The 22,565-nt window shown below is 59.2% G+C and carries 18 protein-coding genes; 8 read left to right on the top strand and 10 right to left on the bottom strand.

Going from position 1 to position 22,565, the window contains the following annotated elements; all coding sequences use genetic code 11:
• Position 1 precedes the first annotated feature (1 nt).
• The 6 genes from ACO08A_RS08975 to ACO08A_RS08950 all read right to left on the bottom strand — a co-directional run bounded on the left by ACO08A_RS08975 (position 2) and on the right by ACO08A_RS08950 (position 6,224).
• Positions 2 to 1,123 carry a Gfo/Idh/MocA family protein gene (locus ACO08A_RS08975; protein WP_422040776.1) on the bottom strand — a complete coding sequence of 374 codons (1,122 nt, stop codon included), beginning with the start codon at positions 1,121 to 1,123 and terminating at the stop codon, positions 2 to 4.
• A gap of 9 nt (positions 1,124 to 1,132) precedes the next feature.
• The gene (locus ACO08A_RS08970; protein WP_422040775.1) at positions 1,133 to 1,879 is read right to left on the bottom strand and encodes a sugar phosphate isomerase/epimerase family protein; all 747 of its coding nucleotides are present in this window, start codon (positions 1,877 to 1,879) and stop codon (positions 1,133 to 1,135) included.
• 46 nt (positions 1,880 to 1,925) lie between these two features.
• Positions 1,926 to 3,020: an ABC transporter ATP-binding protein gene (locus ACO08A_RS08965; protein ID WP_422040774.1), complete on the bottom strand. Its 1,095-nt coding sequence runs from the start codon at positions 3,018 to 3,020 to the stop codon at positions 1,926 to 1,928.
• Positions 3,021 to 3,031: 11 nt separating this feature from the next.
• Positions 3,032 to 3,913: a carbohydrate ABC transporter permease gene (locus tag ACO08A_RS08960; RefSeq protein ID WP_306142785.1), complete on the bottom strand. Its 882-nt coding sequence runs from the start codon at positions 3,911 to 3,913 to the stop codon at positions 3,032 to 3,034.
• A 49-nt stretch (positions 3,914 to 3,962) separates the two neighbouring features.
• Entirely contained in the window at positions 3,963 to 4,856 is an 894-nt protein-coding gene (locus ACO08A_RS08955; protein ID WP_422040773.1) for a carbohydrate ABC transporter permease, read from the bottom strand.
• Between the two features lie 135 nt (positions 4,857 to 4,991).
• Complete coding sequence (locus ACO08A_RS08950) at positions 4,992 to 6,224, bottom strand: ABC transporter substrate-binding protein (protein ID WP_422040772.1); 1,233 nt, start codon at positions 6,222 to 6,224, stop codon at positions 4,992 to 4,994.
• Positions 6,225 to 6,359: 135 nt separating this feature from the next.
• Here ACO08A_RS08950 and ACO08A_RS08945 point away from each other — a divergent pair, with 135 nt between their 5' ends.
• The 3 genes from ACO08A_RS08945 (at position 6,360) to ACO08A_RS08935 (ending at position 11,551) form a co-directional block, all read left to right on the top strand.
• Complete coding sequence (locus ACO08A_RS08945) at positions 6,360 to 7,466, top strand: LacI family DNA-binding transcriptional regulator (protein WP_422040771.1); 1,107 nt, start codon at positions 6,360 to 6,362, stop codon at positions 7,464 to 7,466.
• A 375-nt stretch (positions 7,467 to 7,841) separates the two neighbouring features.
• Entirely contained in the window at positions 7,842 to 8,645 is an 804-nt protein-coding gene (locus ACO08A_RS08940; RefSeq protein WP_422040770.1) for a PstS family phosphate ABC transporter substrate-binding protein, read from the top strand.
• A gap of 14 nt (positions 8,646 to 8,659) precedes the next feature.
• Entirely contained in the window at positions 8,660 to 11,551 is a 2,892-nt protein-coding gene (locus ACO08A_RS08935) for an EAL domain-containing protein (protein ID WP_422040769.1), read from the top strand.
• Positions 11,552 to 11,907: 356 nt separating this feature from the next.
• On the opposite strand, the gene ACO08A_RS08930 is transcribed toward ACO08A_RS08935, so the two are convergent.
• Positions 11,908 to 12,645, bottom strand: coding sequence for a DUF3299 domain-containing protein (locus tag ACO08A_RS08930; protein ID WP_422040768.1), 738 nt, complete (start codon positions 12,643 to 12,645; stop codon positions 11,908 to 11,910).
• 13 nt (positions 12,646 to 12,658) lie between these two features.
• Complete coding sequence (locus ACO08A_RS08925) at positions 12,659 to 13,990, bottom strand: amidohydrolase family protein (RefSeq protein ID WP_422040767.1); 1,332 nt, start codon at positions 13,988 to 13,990, stop codon at positions 12,659 to 12,661.
• A gap of 248 nt (positions 13,991 to 14,238) precedes the next feature.
• Here ACO08A_RS08925 and ACO08A_RS08920 point away from each other — a divergent pair, with 248 nt between their 5' ends.
• Complete coding sequence (locus ACO08A_RS08920; RefSeq protein WP_422040766.1) at positions 14,239 to 14,562, top strand: potassium channel family protein; 324 nt, start codon at positions 14,239 to 14,241, stop codon at positions 14,560 to 14,562.
• A gap of 253 nt (positions 14,563 to 14,815) precedes the next feature.
• Here the strand turns inward: ACO08A_RS08920 and ACO08A_RS08915 are convergent, their stop codons facing one another.
• Both ACO08A_RS08915 and ACO08A_RS08910 read right to left on the bottom strand, forming a co-directional pair.
• Positions 14,816 to 15,832: a 2Fe-2S iron-sulfur cluster-binding protein gene (locus ACO08A_RS08915; RefSeq protein ID WP_422040765.1), complete on the bottom strand. Its 1,017-nt coding sequence runs from the start codon at positions 15,830 to 15,832 to the stop codon at positions 14,816 to 14,818.
• 30 nt (positions 15,833 to 15,862) lie between these two features.
• The gene (locus ACO08A_RS08910; RefSeq protein WP_422040764.1) at positions 15,863 to 17,650 is read right to left on the bottom strand and encodes an ethylbenzene dehydrogenase-related protein; all 1,788 of its coding nucleotides are present in this window, start codon (positions 17,648 to 17,650) and stop codon (positions 15,863 to 15,865) included.
• Positions 17,651 to 18,331: 681 nt separating this feature from the next.
• Between ACO08A_RS08910 and ACO08A_RS08905 the strand changes: the two genes are divergently transcribed.
• From ACO08A_RS08905 to ACO08A_RS08890, 4 genes are read left to right on the top strand one after another with little or no spacing between them, the layout of a single operon-like run.
• Positions 18,332 to 19,702: a V-type ATP synthase subunit B gene (locus tag ACO08A_RS08905; RefSeq protein WP_422040763.1), complete on the top strand. Its 1,371-nt coding sequence runs from the start codon at positions 18,332 to 18,334 to the stop codon at positions 19,700 to 19,702.
• A complete protein-coding gene (locus ACO08A_RS08900) occupies positions 19,702 to 20,325 on the top strand; it encodes a V-type ATP synthase subunit D (protein ID WP_422040762.1) in 624 nt (207 codons plus the stop codon). Before ACO08A_RS08905 ends, ACO08A_RS08900 begins: the two co-directional genes overlap by 1 nt.
• Positions 20,322 to 22,115 carry a V-type ATP synthase subunit I gene (locus tag ACO08A_RS08895; protein WP_422040761.1) on the top strand — a complete coding sequence of 598 codons (1,794 nt, stop codon included), beginning with the start codon at positions 20,322 to 20,324 and terminating at the stop codon, positions 22,113 to 22,115. Before ACO08A_RS08900 ends, ACO08A_RS08895 begins: the two co-directional genes overlap by 4 nt.
• Positions 22,112 to 22,561, top strand: coding sequence for an ATP synthase subunit C (locus ACO08A_RS08890; protein WP_306142732.1), 450 nt, complete (start codon positions 22,112 to 22,114; stop codon positions 22,559 to 22,561). Before ACO08A_RS08895 ends, ACO08A_RS08890 begins: the two co-directional genes overlap by 4 nt.
• Positions 22,562 to 22,565 lie beyond the last annotated feature (4 nt).

The following is a 22,565-nucleotide window of genomic DNA, read 5'->3' as shown; positions in this document are numbered from 1 at the left end:
ACTACGCCAAGAGGTCCTGCGCCGCCTGGGGTCCAAGAGCCTCGGGCCGGTCGCATGTGGTGAGAATATCCTTGTACTCACCCGTCTCGCCGGAAGCGAGAATTGATGTCATCACATCCACGACATGCAGGGAAAATTCCAGCGAACACCTGTGCGGCCGGTTCTGCAGGATGGCGAGCGCCATGTCCGCAAGACCGGCTGCCCGGTAGTTGGCATGGGATCCGTCATTGGCGACGGAGAACGGATGCTTCCAGTCTTCCGAAACCGTGACGAAGCTGTTCCTGGCGGTCATGCGGATTTCCCCGCCGAAGAAGTTCGGATCCGGAACGTGCAGGGTTCCCTCGCGGCCGTAGAGCTCCATGTTGGAGTGTCCATGCTGCCAGACATCCCAGCTTGCGCAATAGGTCACCTGCGCACCGGACTGGAACTGCATGACGGCATGGATCGTCGTCGGTGTCTCGACCTTGATCTTTTCGCCGTGGCGCGGTTCGGAGGTGATCGTGCGGTACTCGGAGCCCGAGGAGCTCATGGCGGTGACGCGTTTGACCGGTCCCAGCAACTGAACGAGGTTGGAGACGTAGTAGGGGCCGAGATCCAGGATCGGGCCGCCGCCCGGCTTGAAGAAGAAGTCCGGGTTTGGATGCCACATTTCCATGCCCGGGCTTTGCACGAAGCAGGTGCCCGAGGTGACGGCACCGACGGCACCGCTGTCGACCAGATGTCTGGCCAGCTGGTGCGCGCCGCCCAGAAACGTGTCGGGCGCAGAGCCGACGCGGAGCCCTTTCTCTGCGGCCAGCTTCTGAAGGGTCTGGCCTTCCTCGACGCTGAGCACGAACGGCTTTTCCGAGTAGACGTGTTTTCCGGCCTTCAGGATGTTGCCGGACACCTCGAAATGTGCGGCCGGCACCGTCAGGTTGACGATGATGTCGATGTCGTCCGCGGCCAGGAGGCCGTCGACGGTTTCGGCCCTGAGGTTGAATTCTTCGGCACGCGCCTTTGCCGCATCCTCGTTGAGGTCCGCGCAAGCGCGCACTTCGATCCCCTTGAAGAGAGGCGCCAGACGCATGTAGGCAGCGGAGATGTTTCCGCATCCCAGGATGCCGATACCAAGCTTGTCTGTCATGTCTGATCCTTAGAAATTCCGGAATGCTTCGATTGAACGGCTTGCAAACCGTTCGACGTCGGAGGGGTTGTCGTGTTCCATGACGAAGAGGTCGACACCGGCCTTGCGCAGGGCGGCCGTGAGACCCGCCCAGTCCATGACGCCATGGCCGACATCGGCCCAGCCGTCCTCGTCGGTGCATTCGCCTTGCGGCGCAATGTCCTTGACGTGGGCGGTGGTGATGCGGTCGGCGTAGCGATCGATCCAGGTCAGCGGGTCCTGTCCGCCACGAACGATCCAGGCGATATCGGCTTCCCATTCGATCGAAGGCGCGCTGTCGAGCAGGATGTCCATCGGCAACCGTCCGTCCGTGCACGCAATGAATTCGAAATCATGGTTGTGCCAGCCAAAACGAAGCCCGGCATCGCGCAATTTCTTGCCGATGTTCTCAAGGTTCTGGCCGACGCTGACCCAGGCATCCGGATTGCTGACGCGCTGCTCCGGCGGAAGCGCCGGGCAGAACAGGCGTTCCATGCCGAGGGTCTTTGCCGTCTCGATGACGCGGCCGAGATCGTCGTTGAATTGTTCCAGAGGGAAAAAATGCCCGGACGGCATCGCAAGACCGTTCTGGTCGAGCAGACTCTTGAAGGCGGCAGCGTCTTCGTAATTGCCGCCGAAGCCTTCCACCTGCGTAAATCCGAGGCCGGCAAGGTTTTCGAGCACCTTGTCCCACGGAGTGAAGTTGCGGGCCGAGTAGAGTTGGAAAGAAACGTCCATGACGGGTGTCCTGAAGGTTGGAGCCTGAGTGTTTTTAGAGTGTCGGTCAGAGCCGGTTTTCGGTTGTCTTGTCGAAGAGGTTGGCGCGTTCCGGATCAAACCCGATCGCGATGCTGTCTCCGTCGCGCACGCTCGCCTGTCCGTCCATGCGAACCCAGAGGGACCGGCCTCCGCTGGAAACACGTGCGAGCGTGTCCGATCCGAGCGGTTCGACCAGTTCGATATGCCCGTCCAGCCGGATTTTCGCTTCCGCCGCTTCCGGGCCGGTGATCATGTGTTCCGGGCGGATCCCGAACCATGCGGGTCCCTGGACCGGTGTGGCGTCCCGAAACCCGTAGCCGTCGAGCGGAAACGCGTGATCGCCGGTGGAAAAGCGCAGCCCGTCTCCTGCGATGATTTCGCCATCGAAGAAGTTCATGGTGGGCGAGCCGATGAATTCGGCAACATACTTGCTCGCCGGCCGGTTGTAGATCTCATGCGGCGTTGCAAGCTGAAGGATCTGGCCGCCGCGCATGATCGCAATGCGGTCCGCAAGTGTCATGGCTTCGATCTGATCGTGCGTGACGTAGATCATCGTGTTGCTCAGCTTCTGATGGAGCTGTTTGATCTCGACCCTGAGGTCGGCACGCAGCTTTGCATCGAGATTGGAGAGCGGTTCGTCGAACAGGAAAACGTCCGCGTCGCGCACCAGGGCCCGGCCGATCGCTGCGCGCTGCCGCTGTCCGCCGGACAGAGCGGCGGGTTTGCGCTTCAGCAGGGGTTCGATCTGCAGGATCTTTGCGGCGCGGTTGACCCGTTCCTCGATTTCCGCTTTGGGCAGACCGGCATTCTTGAGGCCGAAGCTGAGATTGCCGGCAACGGTCATCTGCGGGTAGAGCGCGTAGCTCTGGAACACCATGCCGATGCCGCGTTTCGACGGTTCCTCCCAGGTGACATTCCGGCCGCCGATGAAGATCTGCCCGTCCGACACATCCAGGAGCCCGGCGATGCAGTTCAGCAGCGTTGACTTGCCGCATCCGGAAGACCCGAGCAGAACGAGGAATTCACCGCGTCCGACATCGAGATTGAGGTCCTTCAGAACGTCCAGCGCACCGAAGCTGAGCGCCAGGTTCTTGATGGAGATGCTGTGGTTGTTTTCCATGGAACGCCTCTTCAGCCTTTCACGGCGCCGGCGGCAATGCCGCGGACAAAGAGTTTGCCGGAGATGAAATAGATGGTGAGCGGAACAAGTCCGGTCAGGATCGTCGCCGCCATGTTGACGTTGTATTCCTTCACGCCCTGCGTGGAGTTGACGATATTGTTGAGCTGGACCGTCATCGGATAGAGATCCGGCTTGGTGTAGATGACACCGAACAGGAAGTCGTTCCAGATGCCGGTCACCTGCAGGATCATTGCGACAACGAAGATCGGCAGGCTCATCGGCACCATGATCCGGAAATAGATGCCCCAGAAACCCGCACCATCGACGCGGGCGGCCTTGAACAGTTCCTGCGGAACCGACGCGAAGTAGTTCCGGAACAGCAGCGTGAGGATCGGCATGCCGAAGATGGTGTGGACGATCACGAGGCCGGTAAGGCTGCCGTAAAGTCCGATTTCGCGCAGCATGATCACGATCGGATAGATCATCACCTGGTAGGGGATGAAGGCACCGACGATCAGGATGGTGAAGAAGGTTTCCGAGCCCTTGAAGCGCCAGTTTGCGAGCGCGTAGCCGTTGACCGATGCGATCGCGATGGACAAGAGGACCGAGGGGATCAGGATCCGGACCGAATTGAAGAATCCGCGTGACAGCCCGTCGCAATTGAGACCCGTGCAGGCTTCGGCCCAGGCCTTCACCCACGGCTGGAAGGTGATCTCCACGGGTGGCGAGAAGATGTTCCCCAGGCGGATCTCCGGCATGCCTTTCAACGACGTGACGATCATCACGTAGAGCGGCAGCAGATAATAGAGAGACACGATGATCAGCGTGCCGTAGATCATGATGTTACGGCGCGACAGGGCCTTACGCGGTTTGCGTCCGCGTGGTCCGGTCATCTCCGGCTGCGCGGAGGCAAGCTGGATGTCCGCAGAGGTCTTGGTGAGGTTACCCACGGCGTTTCCCTCCGAATTCGAGATAGGCCCAGGGCACGACAATTATGATGACGGACAGCAGCATCATCGTCGATGCGGCAAAGCCCTGTCCGAGGTTTTGCGACAGGAACATGGCGTCGTAGACGTATTTCGCCGGCACTTCGGAGGCAATTCCCGGACCCCCGCCGGTCTGGGCCACGACGAGATCGTAAACCTTGATGATGCCGGATGCGATCAGGACGATGGCCGTGATGAAGATGCCGCGCATCATCGGAATGACGATGAAGATATAGGTCTTCCACATCGGAATTCCGTCAATCTTCGCGGCCTTCCAGATGTCTTCGTCAATTCCCCTGAGACCGGCCAGCATGAGACACATGATCAGACCTGTGCCCTGCCACAGGCCCGCAATGAGAATGCCGTAGATGACGATTTCCGGATCGTAGAGCGGATCGAAGGAGAAGGTCTCCCAGCCGAGATTGCGCACCACCTGCTGCACGCCGAAATCCGGATTGAGGATCCATTGCCAGGCAAGGCCGGTCACGATGAAGCTGAGGGCGAACGGATACAAAAGAACTGTGCGGAACGTGTCCTCGAAGCGGATCTTCTGGTCCAGAAGCGCCGCCAGGACAAAACCGATCAACAGCGAGAATACCAGTGAAAACGCACCGTAAATGGCCAGGTTCTCGATGGAGATCAGCCACTTGCTGCTGCTCCACAGGCGTTCGTACTGGGCAAACCCGACGAATTTTTCCTTCGGCAGAAGTTTCGAGCTGGTGAATGAGTAGAGAACCGTCCAGGCGGTCCCGCCGATAAAGACGACAAGCGCTGTCGTGATCATCGGTATCGCGGCCACTTTGGCACTCAGGTTCTTGTGCCACCTTGTCGGCCCTGCAGCTGCAGCCATGGCATTGTGTCCTTGTCGAAGAGGTCATCCGGCACACACCAGGGATTCCCTGCGCGCAAGTCTGCGCGCAGGGCTGGAGGACGCCGCCCGGGCGAGCGTTGACGACGATTGTCCGGGCGGCGGAGCGCTACCGGATCAGTCGGCGCTGCTGATGATGGACGCGAACTGTTTCTGCGCGTCTTCAGCAGACATTCCCGGATTGTTGAAGAACTCGACGAACAGGTCGTTGACCTGGGTCAGGCTGTCTGCCGAGAGCAACTGGTCCGGTGCCTGGATGATGTTGCCGCCGGCCAGGATGTCGAGTCCCTTGCGCATGCAGTCATTGGCTGCATCGAGGTCGACATCGCCGCGCACGGGCAGCGATCCTTTCTTCAGGTTGAACGCAACCTGTGTTTCCGGCGAGATCATGACCTTGGCGAGTTCACCCTGGGCGGCGGTGACGTCGGCATCATCCACCTTTGGGAAATAGAATGCATCGCCGCCGGTCATGATGACTTCGTTGACGCCCAGACCCGGCAGACAAGTGTAGTCCTTGCCGGCCACCTGTTCGGCAACGGCAAATTCACCCTGTGCCCAGTCGCCCATGATCTGGCCCGCAGCCTTGCCGGTGATGACCATGTTGGTGGCATCGTTCCAGTTCTGGACATTGGAGTTTTTCGCCATGTCGCGGGCCTTGTCGGCCGCGGCAAAAACCTTGGCCATTTCCGGTCCGCCGGCGAGTTCGGCGTCCTTGCCGCCGAAGACGGCGGTATAGGCTTCCGGGCCTGCCAGGGCGACAAGAAGCACCTGGAATGCCAGTGTGGTCTGCCAGGGCTGCTGCCCCATGGCCAGGGGAACGATGCCGGCTTCCTCGAGCTTCGGTGCGGCCGCAACGTACTCGTCCCAGTTTGTCGGAACGGCAAGTCCGGCATTCTCGAACACGGAATTGTTCAGCCAGAGCCACTGCTGGGAGTGGATGTTGACCGGAACGCAATAGATTTTGCCGTCAAGCGTGCAGCTGTCCAGCAGGCTCGAAGGGCGGACGATCTCGGCCCAGTTGCCTTCCGATGCGATGTCGCTGAGGTCGCGCATCAGACCGGCTTCGACCAGTTCTTCCGCCTGGCGGCCATGGTTGAATTGCGTGGCGCCCATCGGGTCGCCGCCGGTGATGCGGCTGATCATGATCGGCCGGGCGGTGCCGCCGGAACCGGCGATGGCGCCATCGACCCACTTGTTGCCTGTCGCGTCGAACGCTTTTGCAAACTCGGCAACGGCCGCGGCCTCGCCGCCGGACGTCCACCAGTGCGTGACTTCAAGATCTGTCGCGTGCGCGGCAGTGGCGGCACAAAGAGCCGTGGATGCGGCAAAGATTACGCGTAGTGCTTTCATATTCTCCTCCCACCGAACCGGAAAATGTTCGATTGATCTCTGAATGCGGCTTTCGCCTCATTTTGTAATCGATTACATTTTGGTGTATCATTCTCATGTAATCGATTACATCAATAATTCTAGGGAAATGATCCGATGTCAACCCGGAATGTGCGCAAGGACAAAACAATCGGCCCGGGGAAGGCGTTTCCGCAGAAGAATGTCCGTATTCGCGACGTTGCCGTCGTGGCCGGCGTGTCGACCGCGACCGTCAGCCGTGCGCTCAGCAATCCCGAACTCCTGACCGAAAGCACCCGCGATACCGTTTTCGCGGCGATACGTGAAACGGGCTATCGCGTGAACAAGGCCGCGCGCACGCTCAGAACGCGGCAGGCAGGCGCCGTCCTGATCCTGGTCCCGAACCTCGGCAATCCGTTCTTCTCGCAGATCCTGGCCGGTATCAGCGAGAGCTTTGGGGATCATGACATGTCGGTTCTGATCGCGGACACCAAGGATCTCGTCACGGCGGGCAAGTTCCTGGTGGATCATTTTCTGAACTCGCAGATCGATGGCGTCATTTGCCTGGACGGATCCTTGCCCGAAACGGAACTTGAGCAGTTCAGAAAAAACGGCGTTGCCGACCGGATCGTGTTTGCCTGCGAATGGGTCCAAAGCGCGGGTTTGCCATCGGTGAGAAGTGACAATGTCGAGGGGGCCCGTCTGGCCGTTCGGCACCTGCATCAACTCGGGCATCGGAAAATAGCGCATGTGACGGGGCCGGGCGACAACGTCCTGACCTACGAGCGGCGGCGGGGCATGCTCGAGGAACGCGCCAGGCTTCGGCTGCCGGTGCGCGACGACTGGATCTTGCGCGGGGATTTCTCGCTGGAGTCAGGCCGGCGCGCCGCGTTGCGCATTCTTGAACTGGAAGAAAAACCGACCGCAGTGTTCTGCGCGTCCGATCAGGTGGCATTCGGTCTCATGTCGACGCTCACGGCGCACGGACTGAGTGTGCCTGAAGACATGTCGGTTGTGGGGTTCGACGACATCGAACTATCGGACTATTACATCCCGGCCCTGACGACGATCCGCCAGGACCGGCGGGCACTTGGGACGAAGGCGGCGTCTCTGCTGCTGGAATGTATCGAACCGAAGACAACGGGCCGCGCGGAACGGCTGAAGCCAGTCGTCGTTGGCGTCGACCTTGTCGTTCGCAAAAGCACGGCGCCACCGCGAACCGCACGCGGTTCTTCCGGTGAGTAATCACCACAGGTTGTCGAAAACGGGCGCGGGCAGCGCCACGGCCTCCGGTTTCGGCGCATTCTGCGACTTTCCCGATTTTCCGGCAGGTTTCAAGGCCGGTTGTATTTGGCGTTGCAGATGAAACGCATGCCTCCACGGCATTCTCGAGAATCTTTACAAATTATCTTTGATTGCAGTTTGCGAAAGGAACTAGGAAAATATTACCCAAGGTAAAATAGTTCACATTGTAAAGTTGTATTCGAGTTGTAATGGCCTTCGTATTTATTGCATTCATTAAATCTGACAACATGTTAATTGTAAAAATTATCGGTACTTTAGCTCTTAATTAACTTGGCGAGTGCATCTTGATTGCCAAAATTAACGTGGGTGGCCTGAATGCGAAGATCAATTGTTGGCCTGGCAGTATCGCTGGGCATGGTGTTTTTCCACACCGGTGGTGCCGTTGCCGGATCCGGTCTGAACGTCGTTGGCACAGGTGACGGTCTGGAAATGCTGCGCGAGATCGGCGACGGTTTCAGCGTGGAGCATCCGGATATCGACCTTTCGATCCCGCCGAGTATCGGATCCGGTGGTGGTATCGCGGCAGTCAGTTCGGGAGCCGAAAGGCTCGGGCGCGTCGCCCGGCCCCTGAAGGAAAGCGAAGTCGCATCCGGTCTGGTGTATCTGCCGATCGCGAAAATTCCGAGCGCCGTCTTCACGCATCCGTCCACGGGCATTTCCGCCCTTTCCAGCGAAGAGCTGGTGAAGCTCTACTCGGGCAAGATCACGAACTGGTCCGAGCTTGGCGGCGCAGACCTGCGCGTCAAGCTGGTCCGGCGCGAAGATGCCGACAGCACGCTGCAGGTCTTGCGCGGTTCGATGCCGGGCTGGAAGGACCTGACATTCGCACCGCGGTCAAAGACGGCAGTGACCACGCAGGACGCGATCAATACCGCGATGGACGTGGAAGGTGCGATCGCGTTCGGACCTTACTCCCAGCCGCTGGAAACCGGTCTCTCTGTTCTCAAAATCGATGGACATCATCCCACCGACGAAGCCTATCCGAGCGCTGTCACGCTGGCCCTCATCTACAAGGACGGGACCCTGGATGGCGAGATGGAAGCCTTTGTCGATTTCAGCAGGTCGGACAAGGCGCATGCGCTGATAGAAAATTACGGTGGCGTTCCTGTAACCAAGTAGTGCGCTGAGCAAACATGATACGGCACTCCTCACTCTTCTGGCATTTCACGTACGGCGCTGTCTTCACGGCGCTGTGCGCCTTTGCCGGCCTGATCGGGCTGGTGGCCTATCAGCTTGAGGACAGCATGACCCGTCAGCAGGGAGAACTGCTGAACCTGTCACAGACCCGGCTGCTGGAAATGCTCACGGCAGACGTCAAACTGGCGGGGAAGCGGCTTGAATTCCTCTTCGAGGACAGGGTGCGCAGGGTCAGTGCCATCGCCGCCGATCCGAACATTGTCAAGGCGATAGAATCGCGCAACAACGTCGCGATGTCCGAGTTGCTCGGTCCGTTCGCCGAACTTGACGACATCGATGGGATTGTCGTTCTCGACGACAAGGCCCGGGTCATCGGGGCGTCGTCCTATGACAGCGATCTGGTTTCGCTGGGTCAGAAACTTCCCTCACTGGTCTTTTTCGACGAGATCGAGCGGTCTCTTGCCGACAGTCTTCCGGGCGAGTCCCTGACCTATTCCGGCGTCCTGCCCAAGGAAAAGTCGCAGGTCTTTGTTCCCGGCAAGAATGTCAATGCTGTCTCGCAGGTGATGTTCGTGCCCGTCTACGACGATTTCGGCTATGTCATCGGCGGACTTCTTGCGCAGCGGTGGCTGCGCGAAACCGAACCCATGCTGACCAATCTCACCGAGATCAACGCCTTTGGCCTGGCGGTAGTCTACGATGGTGACATCATTTCCAGAGCGAGCTTCGACGGCAGGATCAGCGACATCGAGCGCTCGCCGGAAAACCTCAACATCACCTCCAACGGCAGCAATGTCATCAAGTGCGGCATCCCCATAAGCCCGATATCGATCTGTGCCTTGTTGCCGATCGAGCAGCTGACGGAAACGCAGAACGAACTCACAAGGATCGGCACGGAAGAAGAAGCCAAGCTTCTCAAGCGCCTGTTCTTGTTCGGACTGCTGGCCCTCGTGGCCTTTGCGGCCGTTGCTTTTCTGATCTCGCGGCAGATCACGCGGCCGCTGACCAAGATCACCCGCGTCCTGTCCGGCATCGCTGCCGGAGACTTCGAGAACCAGGTGGTCGGCACAGAGCGTCTCGACGAAGTCGGAGATATCGCGAGATCGGTGGTTTCCCTGCAAAGGTCCGTCAAGGAACGGGACGCGCTGCGTGTCCGGGTTCATGAAAAGAACTCGATCCTGCGATCTCAGGAAGCCAAGTTGAGAGAACAGAACGTTCTGTTCGACGCGGCCCTGAACAACATGTCGCACGGCCTGTGCATGTTCGATTCCAAGGGCAAGCTGATCGTGTCGAACCAGCGTTATGTGGAACTGTTCGAACTTGACGAAGACACCGTGAAGCCCGGCATGACCGCGGCCGAGATTGCCGACGTTCTTGACGTCGAACTGGTGGAAACGGAAGCGCCTGTGCCTTCGACGCTCAGCTTCTCGCTCGTTCGCACGAAGGGGGCGACGCAGAGCACGGAGATGGTCAAGATCCGCTCCGGACGGATCGTTCTCACAACACGGCAGCCGCTGTGCGATGGTGGCTGGGTGGCGATTTCCGAGGACATCACCGAACGCCAGGAGGCGCGCGACCGCCTTGCATTCCTTGCCCGTCACGACATGCTGACGCAACTGCCCAACAGGATCGAGTTCAAGGATCAGCTGGAAGCGCTGTTGAACCGCCAGCAGGTTCAGGGCGGGGAGTTCGGGATCCTTTGTCTGGACCTCGATGAGTTCAAGACCGTCAATGACTCGCTGGGACATCCGATCGGCGATGAACTTCTTCGCCAGGTCGCCGAACGATTGAGAGAACTGATCAGTGAGCGTGAACTCGTCGTGCGGCTTGGTGGAGACGAGTTCGCAATCCTGACGAACCTTCCGGCCGACCTGTATGCGATCGACGAACTTGCCCAGTCGGTGATCTGGGAACTCTCCAAACCCTTCCAGGTCGCCGACCATGACATCGTCATCGGGGTCAGCGTCGGTATTTCCGTTTCGAAGGGCGGTGTCGTCGAGGCCGATGAACTCTTCAAGCAGGCGGACCTGGCGCTGTATCAGGCAAAGGAAGACGGCCGGAACACGCATCGCTTCTTCGAAGCGGAAATGGGGACAGCGGTCAACGAAAGACGAGAGCTGATCACGGACCTTCGCTACGCGATCACCAATGGCGAGCTCGAGCTGTATTTCCAGCCCCAGTATTCGCTGGCAAATCACACGGTGACCGGTTTCGAAGCGCTTGTGCGCTGGCATCATCCCGAACGTGGAATGGTTCCGCCCATGGAGTTCATTCCCCTGGCCGAAGACACCGGGCTGATCGTGCCGCTTGGCGAATGGGTTCTGAACGAGGCATGCCGGCAGGCGGCGCACTGGCCCGATCACCTCAGGGTCGCGGTCAACCTGTCCCCGCGCCAGCTGAGGGGACACTCCTTTGGTCCGGTCCTGATCAGTGCACTGACAAAGTCCGATCTCAGGGCGGATCGCCTTGAACTCGAAGTGACCGAGAGCGTTCTTCTGATCGAGTCGGAGGAAATTCTCGACGCGCTGCATCAGGCCAAGACGCTCGGTGTGAAGATTTCCATGGATGACTTTGGAACCGGCTATTCGTCCTTGAGCTATCTGCGCCGGTTCCCGTTCGACAAGATCAAGATCGATCAGTCCTTCGTCAGGTCCATGGCGTATTCGGACGAATCCGTCTCAATCGTCAAGGCGGTCATAGACCTGGCGAAAAACCTCGACATGACGACAACGGCCGAAGGAGTTGAAACCGAGCTCTTGCTCGAAATGCTGAAAGACATCGGCTGCACGGACGCCCAGGGATATTTCCTCGGTCACCCGATGCCCGTATCCGAGCTAGACGAACTCCTGTTCGAATGCCGGGCCGCCATCTCCACCGCCGCCCAATAATCCGCATCTGACCCGCCCGGGGGCAACCCGCGGGACTGCGCGCAAGCGCCGGACGCCGCGGAAAACCGGCACCTCCGGTGTCGGACGGCCTGTCCTATTGTAGGGAGGCGCGTAATGCTTCGCTCGCCCTCTAGTAAAATCAATTGATGAGGAGGTGTTTCGTTCGCAATTGTTTTCGCGGACGTGGCGAAACCAATTTCGCCTACGCACGGCTAACAGCAAACCCTGGGAATTGGTTTTTGACACCCCCAACCACGGAATAACTGGCGAAAAGGCCCTGATAAAGGGGCTAATTGTGTCATGCACCGAACTCGCAAAATGGGCGGGGAGCGGACGTTTACCTTGTTGCCACGAACCTAGCGATTTGGCACTTGGATATGTCCGCCTGCTTGCATTGCCACTGGCCAGTTTCCAGTGGCTTCAGAGGAAACCCTCTCATACACGTTCATGCTATCGACCGATAGCTCCCAGGCACTGGCCATCTTAACAGGGCCGTCCACGACGCGTGCAGTTATGCTCTCAGGGGCAGACCTGATTGTTCCAACGATTTCGACAGGTGTGAACAGTTTCTCTGGAAGCTCCATCTCCTCTGGCATCGCCAAGCGGACAAGGTTGTTGGGCGCTGGTGGCGGCACATGCGCGCACATGCCGATTTCCGGCACGAGATAGGTCAGCAGCTTCTTTTGGGTCATGGAGCCGGCCATCAGGAAGTACCCTTTGATACTGATGGTCTGTCCGTCCAGTTGTCTGTTCACTGACCACGCGGCTTTCTTTCGCTTATCGGCCACAATCCATCGCTGGGAGATAAGCCAGTCGTAATCAATGTCTGCCCTTGCGAGCGACGTTTCCTTGAGCTCAAGTCGCGCCAAAACCTGAGCCTTCTCGTCTTCCACCAGGTCTTCCCGGTTCAGTCTTTGCCGTAAGCGCACAACTGTCGCGACATCGCTTAGTTGGGACACCGTGAGGGCCTTGAACGGGTCCTTGAAAGACCGGGCGCTCTGATCAATCAGTTGCGACCAGTCGGCCCCTATCTGCGTCGCGGAGGCGGGTAGCGCCAAAAGGAGGAAACCGACAATACAAGCCGTCATACGCATCCGCTTTCTCCGATCAGAGCTCGTTCTTGTAGACAACGCCGTCTTTCATGATCAGGTCGAACGTTTCCTCGGGGTTGGCTACCAACTCAAGGTTCTCCAGAGGATTGCCATCGACGAGGATCAGGTCGGCATAAGCGCCCTCCTTGATCACTCCGAGCGGACCCTCCTGATACGGATGGCGGGGGCCGCTCAACTCAAGCAGCTTTGCGTTCTCGGAGGTCGCAATCTTGAGTGCTTGATAGGGCGTCATCCACGTTCCGAGGCGGGCGAGGTATATACTCTGCTGGTAAGCTTTCGTCGGGTCCATCAGCTGGTCTGTCCCGAAGGCGAGGTTGACGCCAAGTTCCACCGCCATCGGGTAAAGTTGATCGACCGCATCCGTGACCTGCTTCCATTTGGCTGCACTGATCGGGCTGTCCCAGACCATATCGGGTTCGAACATGGCCTGTGGACTGAGCCAAGCCCCTTTCTCTTTCATAAGTTCAAGGGTTTCTCTTGAGGCGAAGAAGCCATGCTCGATACTCATAACGCCATTTTCCACGGAAGTGCGAATGCCCTCGTCCGTCATGACGTGTGCGAGCACGTATGTGTTGAAGTTGGTTGCTTCTTCAACGACAGCCCGGATCTCGTCCACGGAGTATTCGCTTACATCGAGCGGATCGAATTGCGAAGAAACCCCGCCGCCGGTCGTGATCTTGACCTGTGTGGCTCCGTATTTGAGGATCTCGCGAGTTCGTTTGCGCACTTCCGGGACACCATCGGACACCATCGCCATCATGTTGCGCTCCCAGTAGCTCAATTCCGAATAAGAGCTTCTTGGGTTCTCCAGGAGACTATGAAAGTCCGCGTGTCCTGATGTCTGGCTCATGAACGGGCCGGACGGCAGGATCCGGTGTCCGGGATATTCACCGCTATCAATGAGCTTCTTGATGGCGAAGGGGTTTCCGCCGGGGTCCCGAACGGTCGTGAAGCCGCGCAAAAGTGTTTCCCTTGCGCCTGTCATGCTCCGGATGGCAACTTCCGCCATGTCGCCCTGGTTCAGCATGAGGACACTTGCGGGCGTATAAGCATATGTCGTGTGCCAGTGCACGTCGATCAGGCCTGGGATCATTGTGCGCCCGCCGCCGTCAATGACCGTTGCTCCAGCGGCGTCGATATCAGCGGTGGAAACGGAGGCGATAAGATTGCCTTCGACAAGAACGTTGGCGTTCTCGATACGCGCCTCGTTTACACCGTCAAAGACATGGACGTTCTTGATCAGGATGTTCGGTTTCGCCTCTTGGGCGCTCGCTTGAACTCCAAGACAGCACGCAACAGCAACACCTACCCAAAATCCGAGCCTCATGCATCAACCTCCCGCTCCGGTCGCGGCAAGCAGCGGAGACTTGCCGAATTCGTCCTTCCGTAGCGAGACTAAAAGTCGTTTCTTCACCCACGCAATTGCGTAAATTCATCAATGTGCCTTCTGCCGATGCGGTGGCAGCGAGCATCGCTGCCGAGCCACATCGGTACTTGCTCGCAATAATGGGTCATTGACAATCTAATGGCTGCAGGCCGAACGTCTGGATAGCAGACTTACCGGGAGACCATGAAATGCTTGCCTTTTTCCTGAACGCCCTTCGGCTTTTCAAAGCGATCGTGCGATCCTGGGAAGACCCGCATTTCAAGGGAGGCTTTGTTTTGTGCGTTCTCATGCTGGTCTCGGGCACTGTGTTCTACAGCAGCGTGGAAGGTTGGCATTGGATCGACGCGCTTTACTTCTGCGCCGCAACACTCTCAACGGTGGGGTACGGTGATCTGACGCCCCAAACCGAAGCAGGTAAGCTATTCACCGTCGTTTACATCTTCACAGGCGTCGGTGTTTTTGTCGCTCTCTTTGCACAATTCGGCAGGGCACTTTTGCGCGATACCAAGTGAATCGCGAGCGTCTCCTCCGGGCTGAAAATAGCCCTTGCTCAGCGAATGTAGCGCGATCTAAAAAGCCTGACTTTCCGGCTCGATTCGAAATCCGCAAACTCATTTCGGGACGAGGTGAAGCTCGTGTTGCAACAACTTGGACAGATTGTCGATTTCTGTCTAAGTCGTCGTAATTTTTGAAGACAGCTGGATGCCAGCCCAACGCTTCGCGAAGTCTTGTGCTCCTCGCGAACTTTATACGCTTCCCCACTACCTATCCGGCAGTGGCGGTGGCGAAAGGTGTCTTTGCCTTGCGAAGCAGGGACGACGCAAGCAGCTTCAGATTGCTGCTTTCCTCCGCCACGAAGAACGGGTCCGCATAAAACGTCGCGCCGGCCTGCCGGGCGATGTCCCGTGTCGCTTCGACATGGGAGGGGGCACCAGCGGAATAGATCACGTGGTCCGATGTCAGCTCCCCGAGCAACTCGTAGGGCCGGCTCGCCATGACGGTGTCGCCGTCTCCATCGCTTGCCGTCAGCGTCACGGAAACACCGCGGTTGCGAAGCCAGCGGACGGCATCGCGCATGTAAAGGCCGTCCCGTGTCCTGGAACCGACGATCAGTCTCAGGTCCCGGTCCGGCTGACCGAGGATGGCGGCCACTGCGATCGCCCAGATCGGGGCGAAGCCGGTTCCGGTCGATGTCAGCACCATCGGTTCCGGCTGGCGCCGCAAAAACCCGTTGCCGAACGGGCCGCGCAGCTTGACCTTGTGCCCCGGCGCGATCTCCGTTCCGAGTTTCGAGGACACGATGCTGTTGGGATACACCTTGATGTGAAAGACGACCACGTCCTCTTCCGCATCGAGGTTGAGCGGCGTGGTCGGGCTGTAATCCCGTGCCGGGTAGCCGGAAAACGTCGCCCGAAGGTATTGCCCGGGCAACCAGGTGACTGGCCTGACCGTCTTGACCCGGACCTCCAGATAGTCGTCCTTGATCGTGCGGATGCTCGCGACCGTGCCTTTCACCGTCTTCACGATGGGCACCGGGTCATACGAAATCTCCGCGTCACCTTCCAGAACGGCGAGACATCCCAGAACGGTACTTTTTTCTTCCGTCCCGAAGGCATCGACATTTCCGTTGAGCACGCGCACGCGACAGGTCTCGCATTGTCCCGAACAGCAGTCATGCGGCAGGACCAGCCGCCCGCCGAGGCCCGCGTCAATCAGTGTGTCACCGACATTCGCCTTTATCTTCTTTCCGTTGATCGTAACGGTGCAGGTGCTTTTCGACATGAGGTGTGTCCGTGCTGGTGCGTTGCTTTGTCAGTTGAATGTCAGGCGCACCGGCCGGGAATGGCGCGTGTGCCGGGTCTGATTGTGATCGAACACGGAGAGCCAGACGAAAAGACCGTCTTCCATGGGCAGATCCTGGTGGTTTCCCGTGTCCATGTCCCTGATCACTTCAAGCGTCCAGAAGCCGTCCTGCCATTTGGCGCCGCCGTCGAGATCGGCACGGCTGCCCAGATATTCGCCCGTGATCAGCACGCCGGGAATGACGGTGCCGATCGGGATATCAGCGTCTATGTCCTCCGAGTAGGGAACGCTCTCGGCATCGAACATCCACCACTGCGACCCTTCGTCGTCCGTTGCTTCGATCGACAGGTCGAGATGTCCCATCAACTTTGCCGTCTCGACGTAGTCGGCAGGCAGGCGCAGGACATCCACCGTGCCCTTGTAGTTGGATCCCGGCTGTTTCTTGTAGTTGTAAACGTAGAAAGACTTGCCCTCGTCCGCGCCGTACCCGGCGCTGTAGCGCTTCTTGCCGGCGACCTGGGCTTCGTTCGGCTCGATCGGTGTGCCGAACCACATGTCGTCGACCTTGCCCAGCATGCCGCCGCGCGCGGCCTTCCACTGCCAGACATCGATGAGACTGCCGTCGGTCGTGTAGTGCAGGCCGCGTTTGTGCAGGGAAGCCGGCTTGTCGCCCAGGGGCTTGGGTCCCATGTGCGTGGAATCGCCGCCGCCAAACGCGTCCGTTTTCGAAAAGGCGACCGAGAACTTGTCTTCGTAATAGGCCGTCTCGTCGGAAATGTCGGCCCGGTTGTTGAGCATCCGCCAGCCGTCCTCTTCCTTGACGAGCGGATGTCTTTTCAGCGACCGGTTGGCATCTTCCCAGCGAAACGCAAAGGCAATCTTGTCGCCGATCTGTGCCGCGCGAACCTCGACCGTGGACTCGCCCGTACCTTCCAGCCCGGCGCCCTGATGCGTGCGGACGAAGACCGGCCGCGCGTCCTGCCACGCGGCATCATCGAGCACGCCGTCGAGTTTCGGCAGCGCCGATGCCTGCGTGACATAAAGATCCCCGCGGGTGCCGAGGTCGAGCGCAACGGCGGCGGCGATCACCACGGCCCCGAGCGCCAGCGATTTCAGCAGCGGATGACGTCCCATACCGGGGAAGTATCTGAGAGGTTGCGGCCTGAACAGGCGCAGAAGTTGAGCGAGGCCGCCATAGAAATAGTGCAGGACAACATGTGCCACGATGTAGCCCATGACGGTCAGTGCGGAAATGTAATGCACGGTCACCCACAGGCCGCCGTGTCCGAGATAAAGGAGAACACCCGTCGCGGTCAGCGTGAGCACGGCAGCGAACAGGATCCAGTACGCGATGACGTTGACAGCCGCGATGCGCAGTTTGTTGCTCGCCGGCAGGGACAGGACGACGACCTTCTTGGATGAGATGCGCCGCTTCAGCCGCGCCGCCGACATGTAGGCCGCATAGGCAAAGATCAGCGCCAGTACGAACACCGCCGACAGATAGTGCCATGTCCAGATCTCGCCCTGGGGCAGGATCGGCTCGAACAACTTGGAGAACCAGGCCCCCTCTGCATCTGCAGACAATCTCAGTCCGGTCACGAGACTGGTCACGATCGCAACGACAAGCGTCCAGTGAAGCAGGATCGTGCCAAGGTCGCTTCGCACAACAGCTTTTTTGTCGTCCGGGTCACCGGACGACTGACCCGTTCGCGCGCGGTACGCGCTTGAAATCTTGCGGTCTGTCGAGGTTGGCGGCGGGGTAAGTTCCAGGCTGTGGTCGTTTGCTTGGTCCGTCAATTCGCTCTCCACACACGCATCGATAGCAAGAATCCCGACGGCATCCGGATTCGAGCAAAACTGTTTTTTTTCTCTAGCAGCAAGTTAACAGAACATTAATTTAACAAAAAAAGAAATAGAAAAGTGAATTACATGCCCAGGTTTATGCAAATCAGGTTTTAATGAATGCATTGATTCAGTTCTAGAGTTACGTATGGGAAGTTATAACCAATAATTGTATACCAGGTTGTATCTGTTCCTGGAAAATTGCCTATTGTTTTGGCGCGGCGGGCGCGAATACATCTGTTATTCTGCGCAGGCTTCGTGTTTGAACTTTTGCATCGACGGCATTCTGCCGGGTGGGCGTCGCGAGCGCCGGTTGCGGCAATCGCCTCCGTGTTGCATGGAACGCGGCGGTGTCCGGGATCGCGCAGCGGGGTGGGGCAAAACGGGATAGGCGCAAAATTGGACACTGTCTGCGCGATCAGGCATGTGCCGGAAATGATCCAGGTCATACACGCGTCGTCGTTTCCCGGTTAACTTCGTTCAAGTTGATGTCTGAAGCATATGGTTTTGGTGCCCCAGGTTGTGTCGAAACTGCAATGGTGCCTAAGATATCGCTCCAGGGTGGGGTCTGAACTGTTTCCGGACCGCTCACTTAAGGATTGAGTTTTAACGCCTTTCATCCCCGGGGGAGTATCAATGCTCGTCTCTCATACCCGCATTGTCGACATTGTAGGCGACATCATCCGGATACAGGTTTCGGCATCCGGATCCGAGTCGGAAGGGCGGCCGTGTCTGGGAGATCTCGCGCTGGTGGAAACAGGCGAGGGCGCATCATCGCTGGCCCAGGTGATCAACATCGAATCCGACATGGTGTCGCTGCAGGTCAATTCCGGCACAAAGGGCCTGGCCAACAACGCGTCCGTCCGTTTTCTCGGAGAAGCCGCCAAGGTCACCTATTCCGACAATATCCTGGGCCGCGTGTTTGACGGCGCGGGCCATCCGATCGACCAGGGCCCGGACCTGTCAAGCGACCCGACCGTGCCCATCGGCGGACCCTCCGCCAATCCCATGAAACGTGTCCTTGCATCGCGCATGATCCGGACCGATGTGCCGATGATCGATATCTTCAATTGCCTGGTCGAAAGCCAGAAAATTCCGATCTTCTCCGTGTCCGGCGAGCCGTACAACCCGTTTCTGGCACGGATCGGCATCCAGGCGGACGCAGATATCGTCGTCTTCGGCGGTCTTGGACTGATTTTCGATGACTACGCGTTTTTCAGGAAACAGTTCGAGGACGCCGGTGTGTTTCCGCGCACGGTGATGTTCATCAACCAGGCATCCGATCCCGTCGTGGAACGGCTGCAGGTTCCCGACATGGCACTTGCGGTCGCCGAAAAATTCGCCGTTGAGGAAGGCAAGCGCGTGCTTGTGCTTCTGACGGACATGACCGCCTTTGCCGATGCCATGAAGGAAGTGTCGATCGCCATGGAGCGGGTGCCCGCGAACAGGGGATATCCGGGAGATCTCTACTCCCAGCTTGCACGGCGTTACGAAAAGGCGTGCGACTTCAAGGGGTCGGGGTCCGTGACCATCCTCACGGTGACGACCATGCCAGGTAACGACGTCACGCATCCCGTGCCGGACAACACCGGTTATATCACCGAAGGACAATTCTATCTCCACAGCGGTGTCATCGATCCCTTCGGCTCGCTGTCCCGCCTGAAACAGCACGTGATCGGCAAGGTCACCCGCGAAGATCACAATCAGATCATGAACACGATGATCCGGTTCTATTCCGGTGCCCGCGATGCCGAACAGAAGCAGTCCATGGCCTTCGAGCTTTCGGACTATGACCACCAGTTGCTCAAGTTCGGCGCGCTCTTCCGCAAGCGGTTCATGGATATCGAGGTGTCCAGGCCGCTCGAAGAAGCCCTGGACCTGTGCTGGCAGACGCTTGCCGAGTGCTTTGACCCGGAGCAGCTCCTCATGAAACAGGGGCTGATCGACAAGTATTTCCCGAAAGAGACCTCACAGACTGTCGGCACCGATGACGAGGCAGTCGCCTGATGGCCCGTCTCGCGCTGAACAAGTCCTCGCTCGCCCGGGAGAGCACACAACTTGCCGAATACCGGCGTTTCCTGCCGTCCCTGGAACTGAAGCGCCTGCAGATCATGGCAGAGCGCGCCAAGGCGAAGGAGACCCTTGCCCGGCTCGAGCGCGACTACGAGCAGCGGTTCACGGATCTGGCGGCGTCCTTGCCGATGATCGCAAACAATCATGTTCCGCTTGAAGGGCTGGTGACGTTGAAACAGGCCGTGCGCAGCGAGCAGAACCTGTCGGGAACCATCCTGCCGGTCCTTGACGACATCGATGTCGAGACGAAGCCCTACTCGCTTCTCGCGCGCCCGCACTGGGTCGATCCCTATGTCGAGGGCATGCGCGATCTCCTGCGCCTGAACCTCGAACGGGACGTCGCGCGCGAGCGCATCGCGAAGCTCGTCGAGGCCGAGGCGGTGATCTCCAGAAGGGTCAATCTGTTCGAGAAGGTTCTCATCCCGCGGGCCGAGCGGAACATCAAGAAGATCCGCATGGCGCTTGCCGACGCGGAGCGCGACGCGGTTGTGCGCGCCAAGATATCCAAACGCAAGACAGCGGCCAGGAGCGCCGAGGAAAGGATGGCTGAGCTGTGACCATCGTTCCGCTCACAAAGGTCAGTCTGGTCGGCATCCTGGACGACAAGGATGACGTGTTGGAAGCGGCCCAGTCGTTCGGCATGCTTCACCTGATCCCGTTGAGTTCGGCGCAAAAGGAGCTTGAGGCGGTTCCTGCCGGGCTCGGCCGCGAATCCGTCGAAGCCTTGCGCTGGCTCGTGGAGTGCCCCGTTCAGCGGCGCCCCGTGACCGAACCCGATGATTTCGATCTGGAAACGGTGGTCGCGCAAACCTTGTCCAATCGGAAAGCGCTGAAGGCGTGCCGGGACCGTCTCGAACAGCTGGACCGCCGGATCCGGGATGTCGAACCCTGGGGTGAGTTCAGCTTTTCCGAGCTGGCGGAAATCGGCGACTACAGGCTTTGGTTCTACGTCGTGCCGTCAGGCAAGCTGAAACAGGTCGATCCGGCAGACAAGATCATGGAAATCGTGCACCGGGACAAGTACCGGGCCTATGTCGTCCTCTTGTCTCCGGAGGAACCGCCGGCCGGCGCCATGCCGGTGGCGCGGGTTCATGTCGGCGCGCTGTCGCTCTCGCAACTCAGACGCCGGTACGAACAGGCCGCCGTCGAGCTTGAGGAACTGGAGCTTCAACGGCAGCTCCTGACGAAATGGCGTTTCCTGCTGGCCCGGAACCTGGCCGCCGCGCGCGACCAGTCGCGCCGCCGGCGCGCGGCGCTGGAGACCGCGGACAGCGAGCGGCTTTTCGTGATGCAGGCCTGGGCGCGAAACGACCAGAAGGACGAGATTCAGCATCTTGCGGACAAACTCGGTCTCGCCGTCCTTTTTGACGAGGTGTCCGAAGAGGACAAGCCTCCGACCCTACTGGAAAACGCGCGGCCGATGGAAGGCGGCGAAGACCTGGTCGAGTTCTACCAGACCCCCGGATACCGGGACTGGGATCCGTCCGCCATCGTCTACGTGTCCTTCATCCTGTTCTTCGGCATGATCATGACCGATGCCGGTTACGGGCTGCTGCTGCTGCTTCTGCTCTTCCTGTTCCGCCGGCGCTTCACCGGATCTCCGCTCGGGCAGCGGCTGTTCCGCATGTCCGCCTGGCTCATGATCTCCACGACGGCCTTCGGTGTCGCAACCGGCAGCTATTTCGGCATTGCGCCACCACCGGACAGTTTTCTCGGCCACCTCAAGGTCATGAACCTGAAGGATGTCGACACGATGATGAAGATCACGCTGACGATCGGTGTGGTCCACATCGTCCTCGCCAATCTGATGCGCGCGGTCCACGAAACGACGCCGAGCGGGCGGTTCCAGCCCCTGGGCTGGTGCCTCGTTGCGCTGGGCGGGCTTGGCACATTCCTGGGGCAGGCGACGATCCTGGCCAAACTGGGCCCGGCCGCCGTCGTTGCCGGATTGCTCATGGTCGGTTTCTTCGGCAGCGACCGCAAGGTGGATTCGGTCAAGGCCGGCGGCTTGCGGCTCTTTGACGGCCTGGCGGCGCTGGCGCGCATCGTGAACATCTTTTCCGACGTCCTCAGCTACATGCGCCTGTTTGCACTGGGCCTGGCGGCCGCGTCGCTGGCGGAAACCATAAATTCGCTGTCCGGGCAGCTGAACCAGGCCGTGCCGGGGGTCGGCATTCTGATCGCCATCCTGGTTCTGGCCATCGGCCACGCCATCAATATCGGGCTTGGCCTGATCGCGGGCTGCGTCCACGGATTGCGCCTGAATGTCATTGAGTTTTTCAATTGGGGTCTGAAAGACGAAGGCAAGCCCTTCCGGTCTTTCAAGAAAGAGGAGACACGCCTGTGAACGAATTCGTTGTGGCTCTCGGTTGGTTTGGACTTTACGCGCCGGTGGCGCTCGGCGCGATCGGCAGCGCCTGGGGGTGCGCGCTCGGCGGCAGCGCCGCGATCGGCGCCATGCTTGACAGCGACGGCGGCTACGGCCGGTTCATCGGCGTCTCGCTCATGCCGTCGTCGCAGGTGATCTACGGCATCGTCATCATGTTCTCCTTGCAACAGTCGAGCGTGGACGCGGCGAACGGAGCGGCGCTGTTCGGGATCGGCGTGCTGTCGGGTTTCACGATGATGATCACGGGCATTCGCCAGGGCGAGGTTCTTGCATCGGCAATCCACGCGTCCAAGGCGAAGCCGGAGATCTTCGGCATATCGCTGGCGCCGGCGGCAGTGCTGGAGGGCTTCTCGGTTTTCGCACTGGTCTTTGCGCTGGTTCTGGCCGGCTCGATCCCGAGTTAGGAGG

Origin of the sequence: Roseibium sp., from assembly GCF_965232425.1 — a bacterium.
In the GTDB taxonomy this organism is placed as follows: domain Bacteria; phylum Pseudomonadota; class Alphaproteobacteria; order Rhizobiales; family Stappiaceae; genus Roseibium.
The sequence above is the reverse complement of the archived record's forward strand: the minus strand, read 5'-3'. Positions and strand labels throughout refer to the sequence as shown.

What these genes read in the sequence shown, in the direction of transcription:
- ACO08A_RS08975 (WP_422040776.1), bottom strand. Translation starts at nt 1,123, where the DNA reads ATGACAGACAAGCTTGGTATCGGCATCCTGGGATGCGGAAACATCTCC.
- ACO08A_RS08970 (WP_422040775.1), bottom strand. Translation starts at nt 1,879, where the DNA reads ATGGACGTTTCTTTCCAACTCTACTCGGCCCGCAACTTCACTCCGTGG.
- ACO08A_RS08965 (WP_422040774.1), bottom strand. Translation starts at nt 3,020, where the DNA reads ATGGAAAACAACCACAGCATCTCCATCAAGAACCTGGCGCTCAGCTTC.
- ACO08A_RS08960 (WP_306142785.1), bottom strand. Translation starts at nt 3,913, where the DNA reads ATGACCGGACCACGCGGACGCAAACCGCGTAAGGCCCTGTCGCGCCGT.
- ACO08A_RS08955 (WP_422040773.1), bottom strand. Translation starts at nt 4,856, where the DNA reads ATGGCTGCAGCTGCAGGGCCGACAAGGTGGCACAAGAACCTGAGTGCC.
- ACO08A_RS08950 (WP_422040772.1), bottom strand. Translation starts at nt 6,224, where the DNA reads ATGAAAGCACTACGCGTAATCTTTGCCGCATCCACGGCTCTTTGTGCC.
- ACO08A_RS08945 (WP_422040771.1), top strand. Translation starts at nt 6,360, where the DNA reads ATGTCAACCCGGAATGTGCGCAAGGACAAAACAATCGGCCCGGGGAAG.
- ACO08A_RS08940 (WP_422040770.1), top strand. Translation starts at nt 7,842, where the DNA reads ATGCGAAGATCAATTGTTGGCCTGGCAGTATCGCTGGGCATGGTGTTT.
- ACO08A_RS08935 (WP_422040769.1), top strand. Translation starts at nt 8,660, where the DNA reads ATGATACGGCACTCCTCACTCTTCTGGCATTTCACGTACGGCGCTGTC.
- ACO08A_RS08930 (WP_422040768.1), bottom strand. Translation starts at nt 12,645, where the DNA reads ATGCGTATGACGGCTTGTATTGTCGGTTTCCTCCTTTTGGCGCTACCC.
- ACO08A_RS08925 (WP_422040767.1), bottom strand. Translation starts at nt 13,990, where the DNA reads ATGAGGCTCGGATTTTGGGTAGGTGTTGCTGTTGCGTGCTGTCTTGGA.
- ACO08A_RS08920 (WP_422040766.1), top strand. Translation starts at nt 14,239, where the DNA reads ATGCTTGCCTTTTTCCTGAACGCCCTTCGGCTTTTCAAAGCGATCGTG.
- ACO08A_RS08915 (WP_422040765.1), bottom strand. Translation starts at nt 15,832, where the DNA reads ATGTCGAAAAGCACCTGCACCGTTACGATCAACGGAAAGAAGATAAAG.
- ACO08A_RS08905 (WP_422040763.1), top strand. Translation starts at nt 18,332, where the DNA reads ATGCTCGTCTCTCATACCCGCATTGTCGACATTGTAGGCGACATCATC.
- ACO08A_RS08900 (WP_422040762.1), top strand. Translation starts at nt 19,702, where the DNA reads ATGGCCCGTCTCGCGCTGAACAAGTCCTCGCTCGCCCGGGAGAGCACA.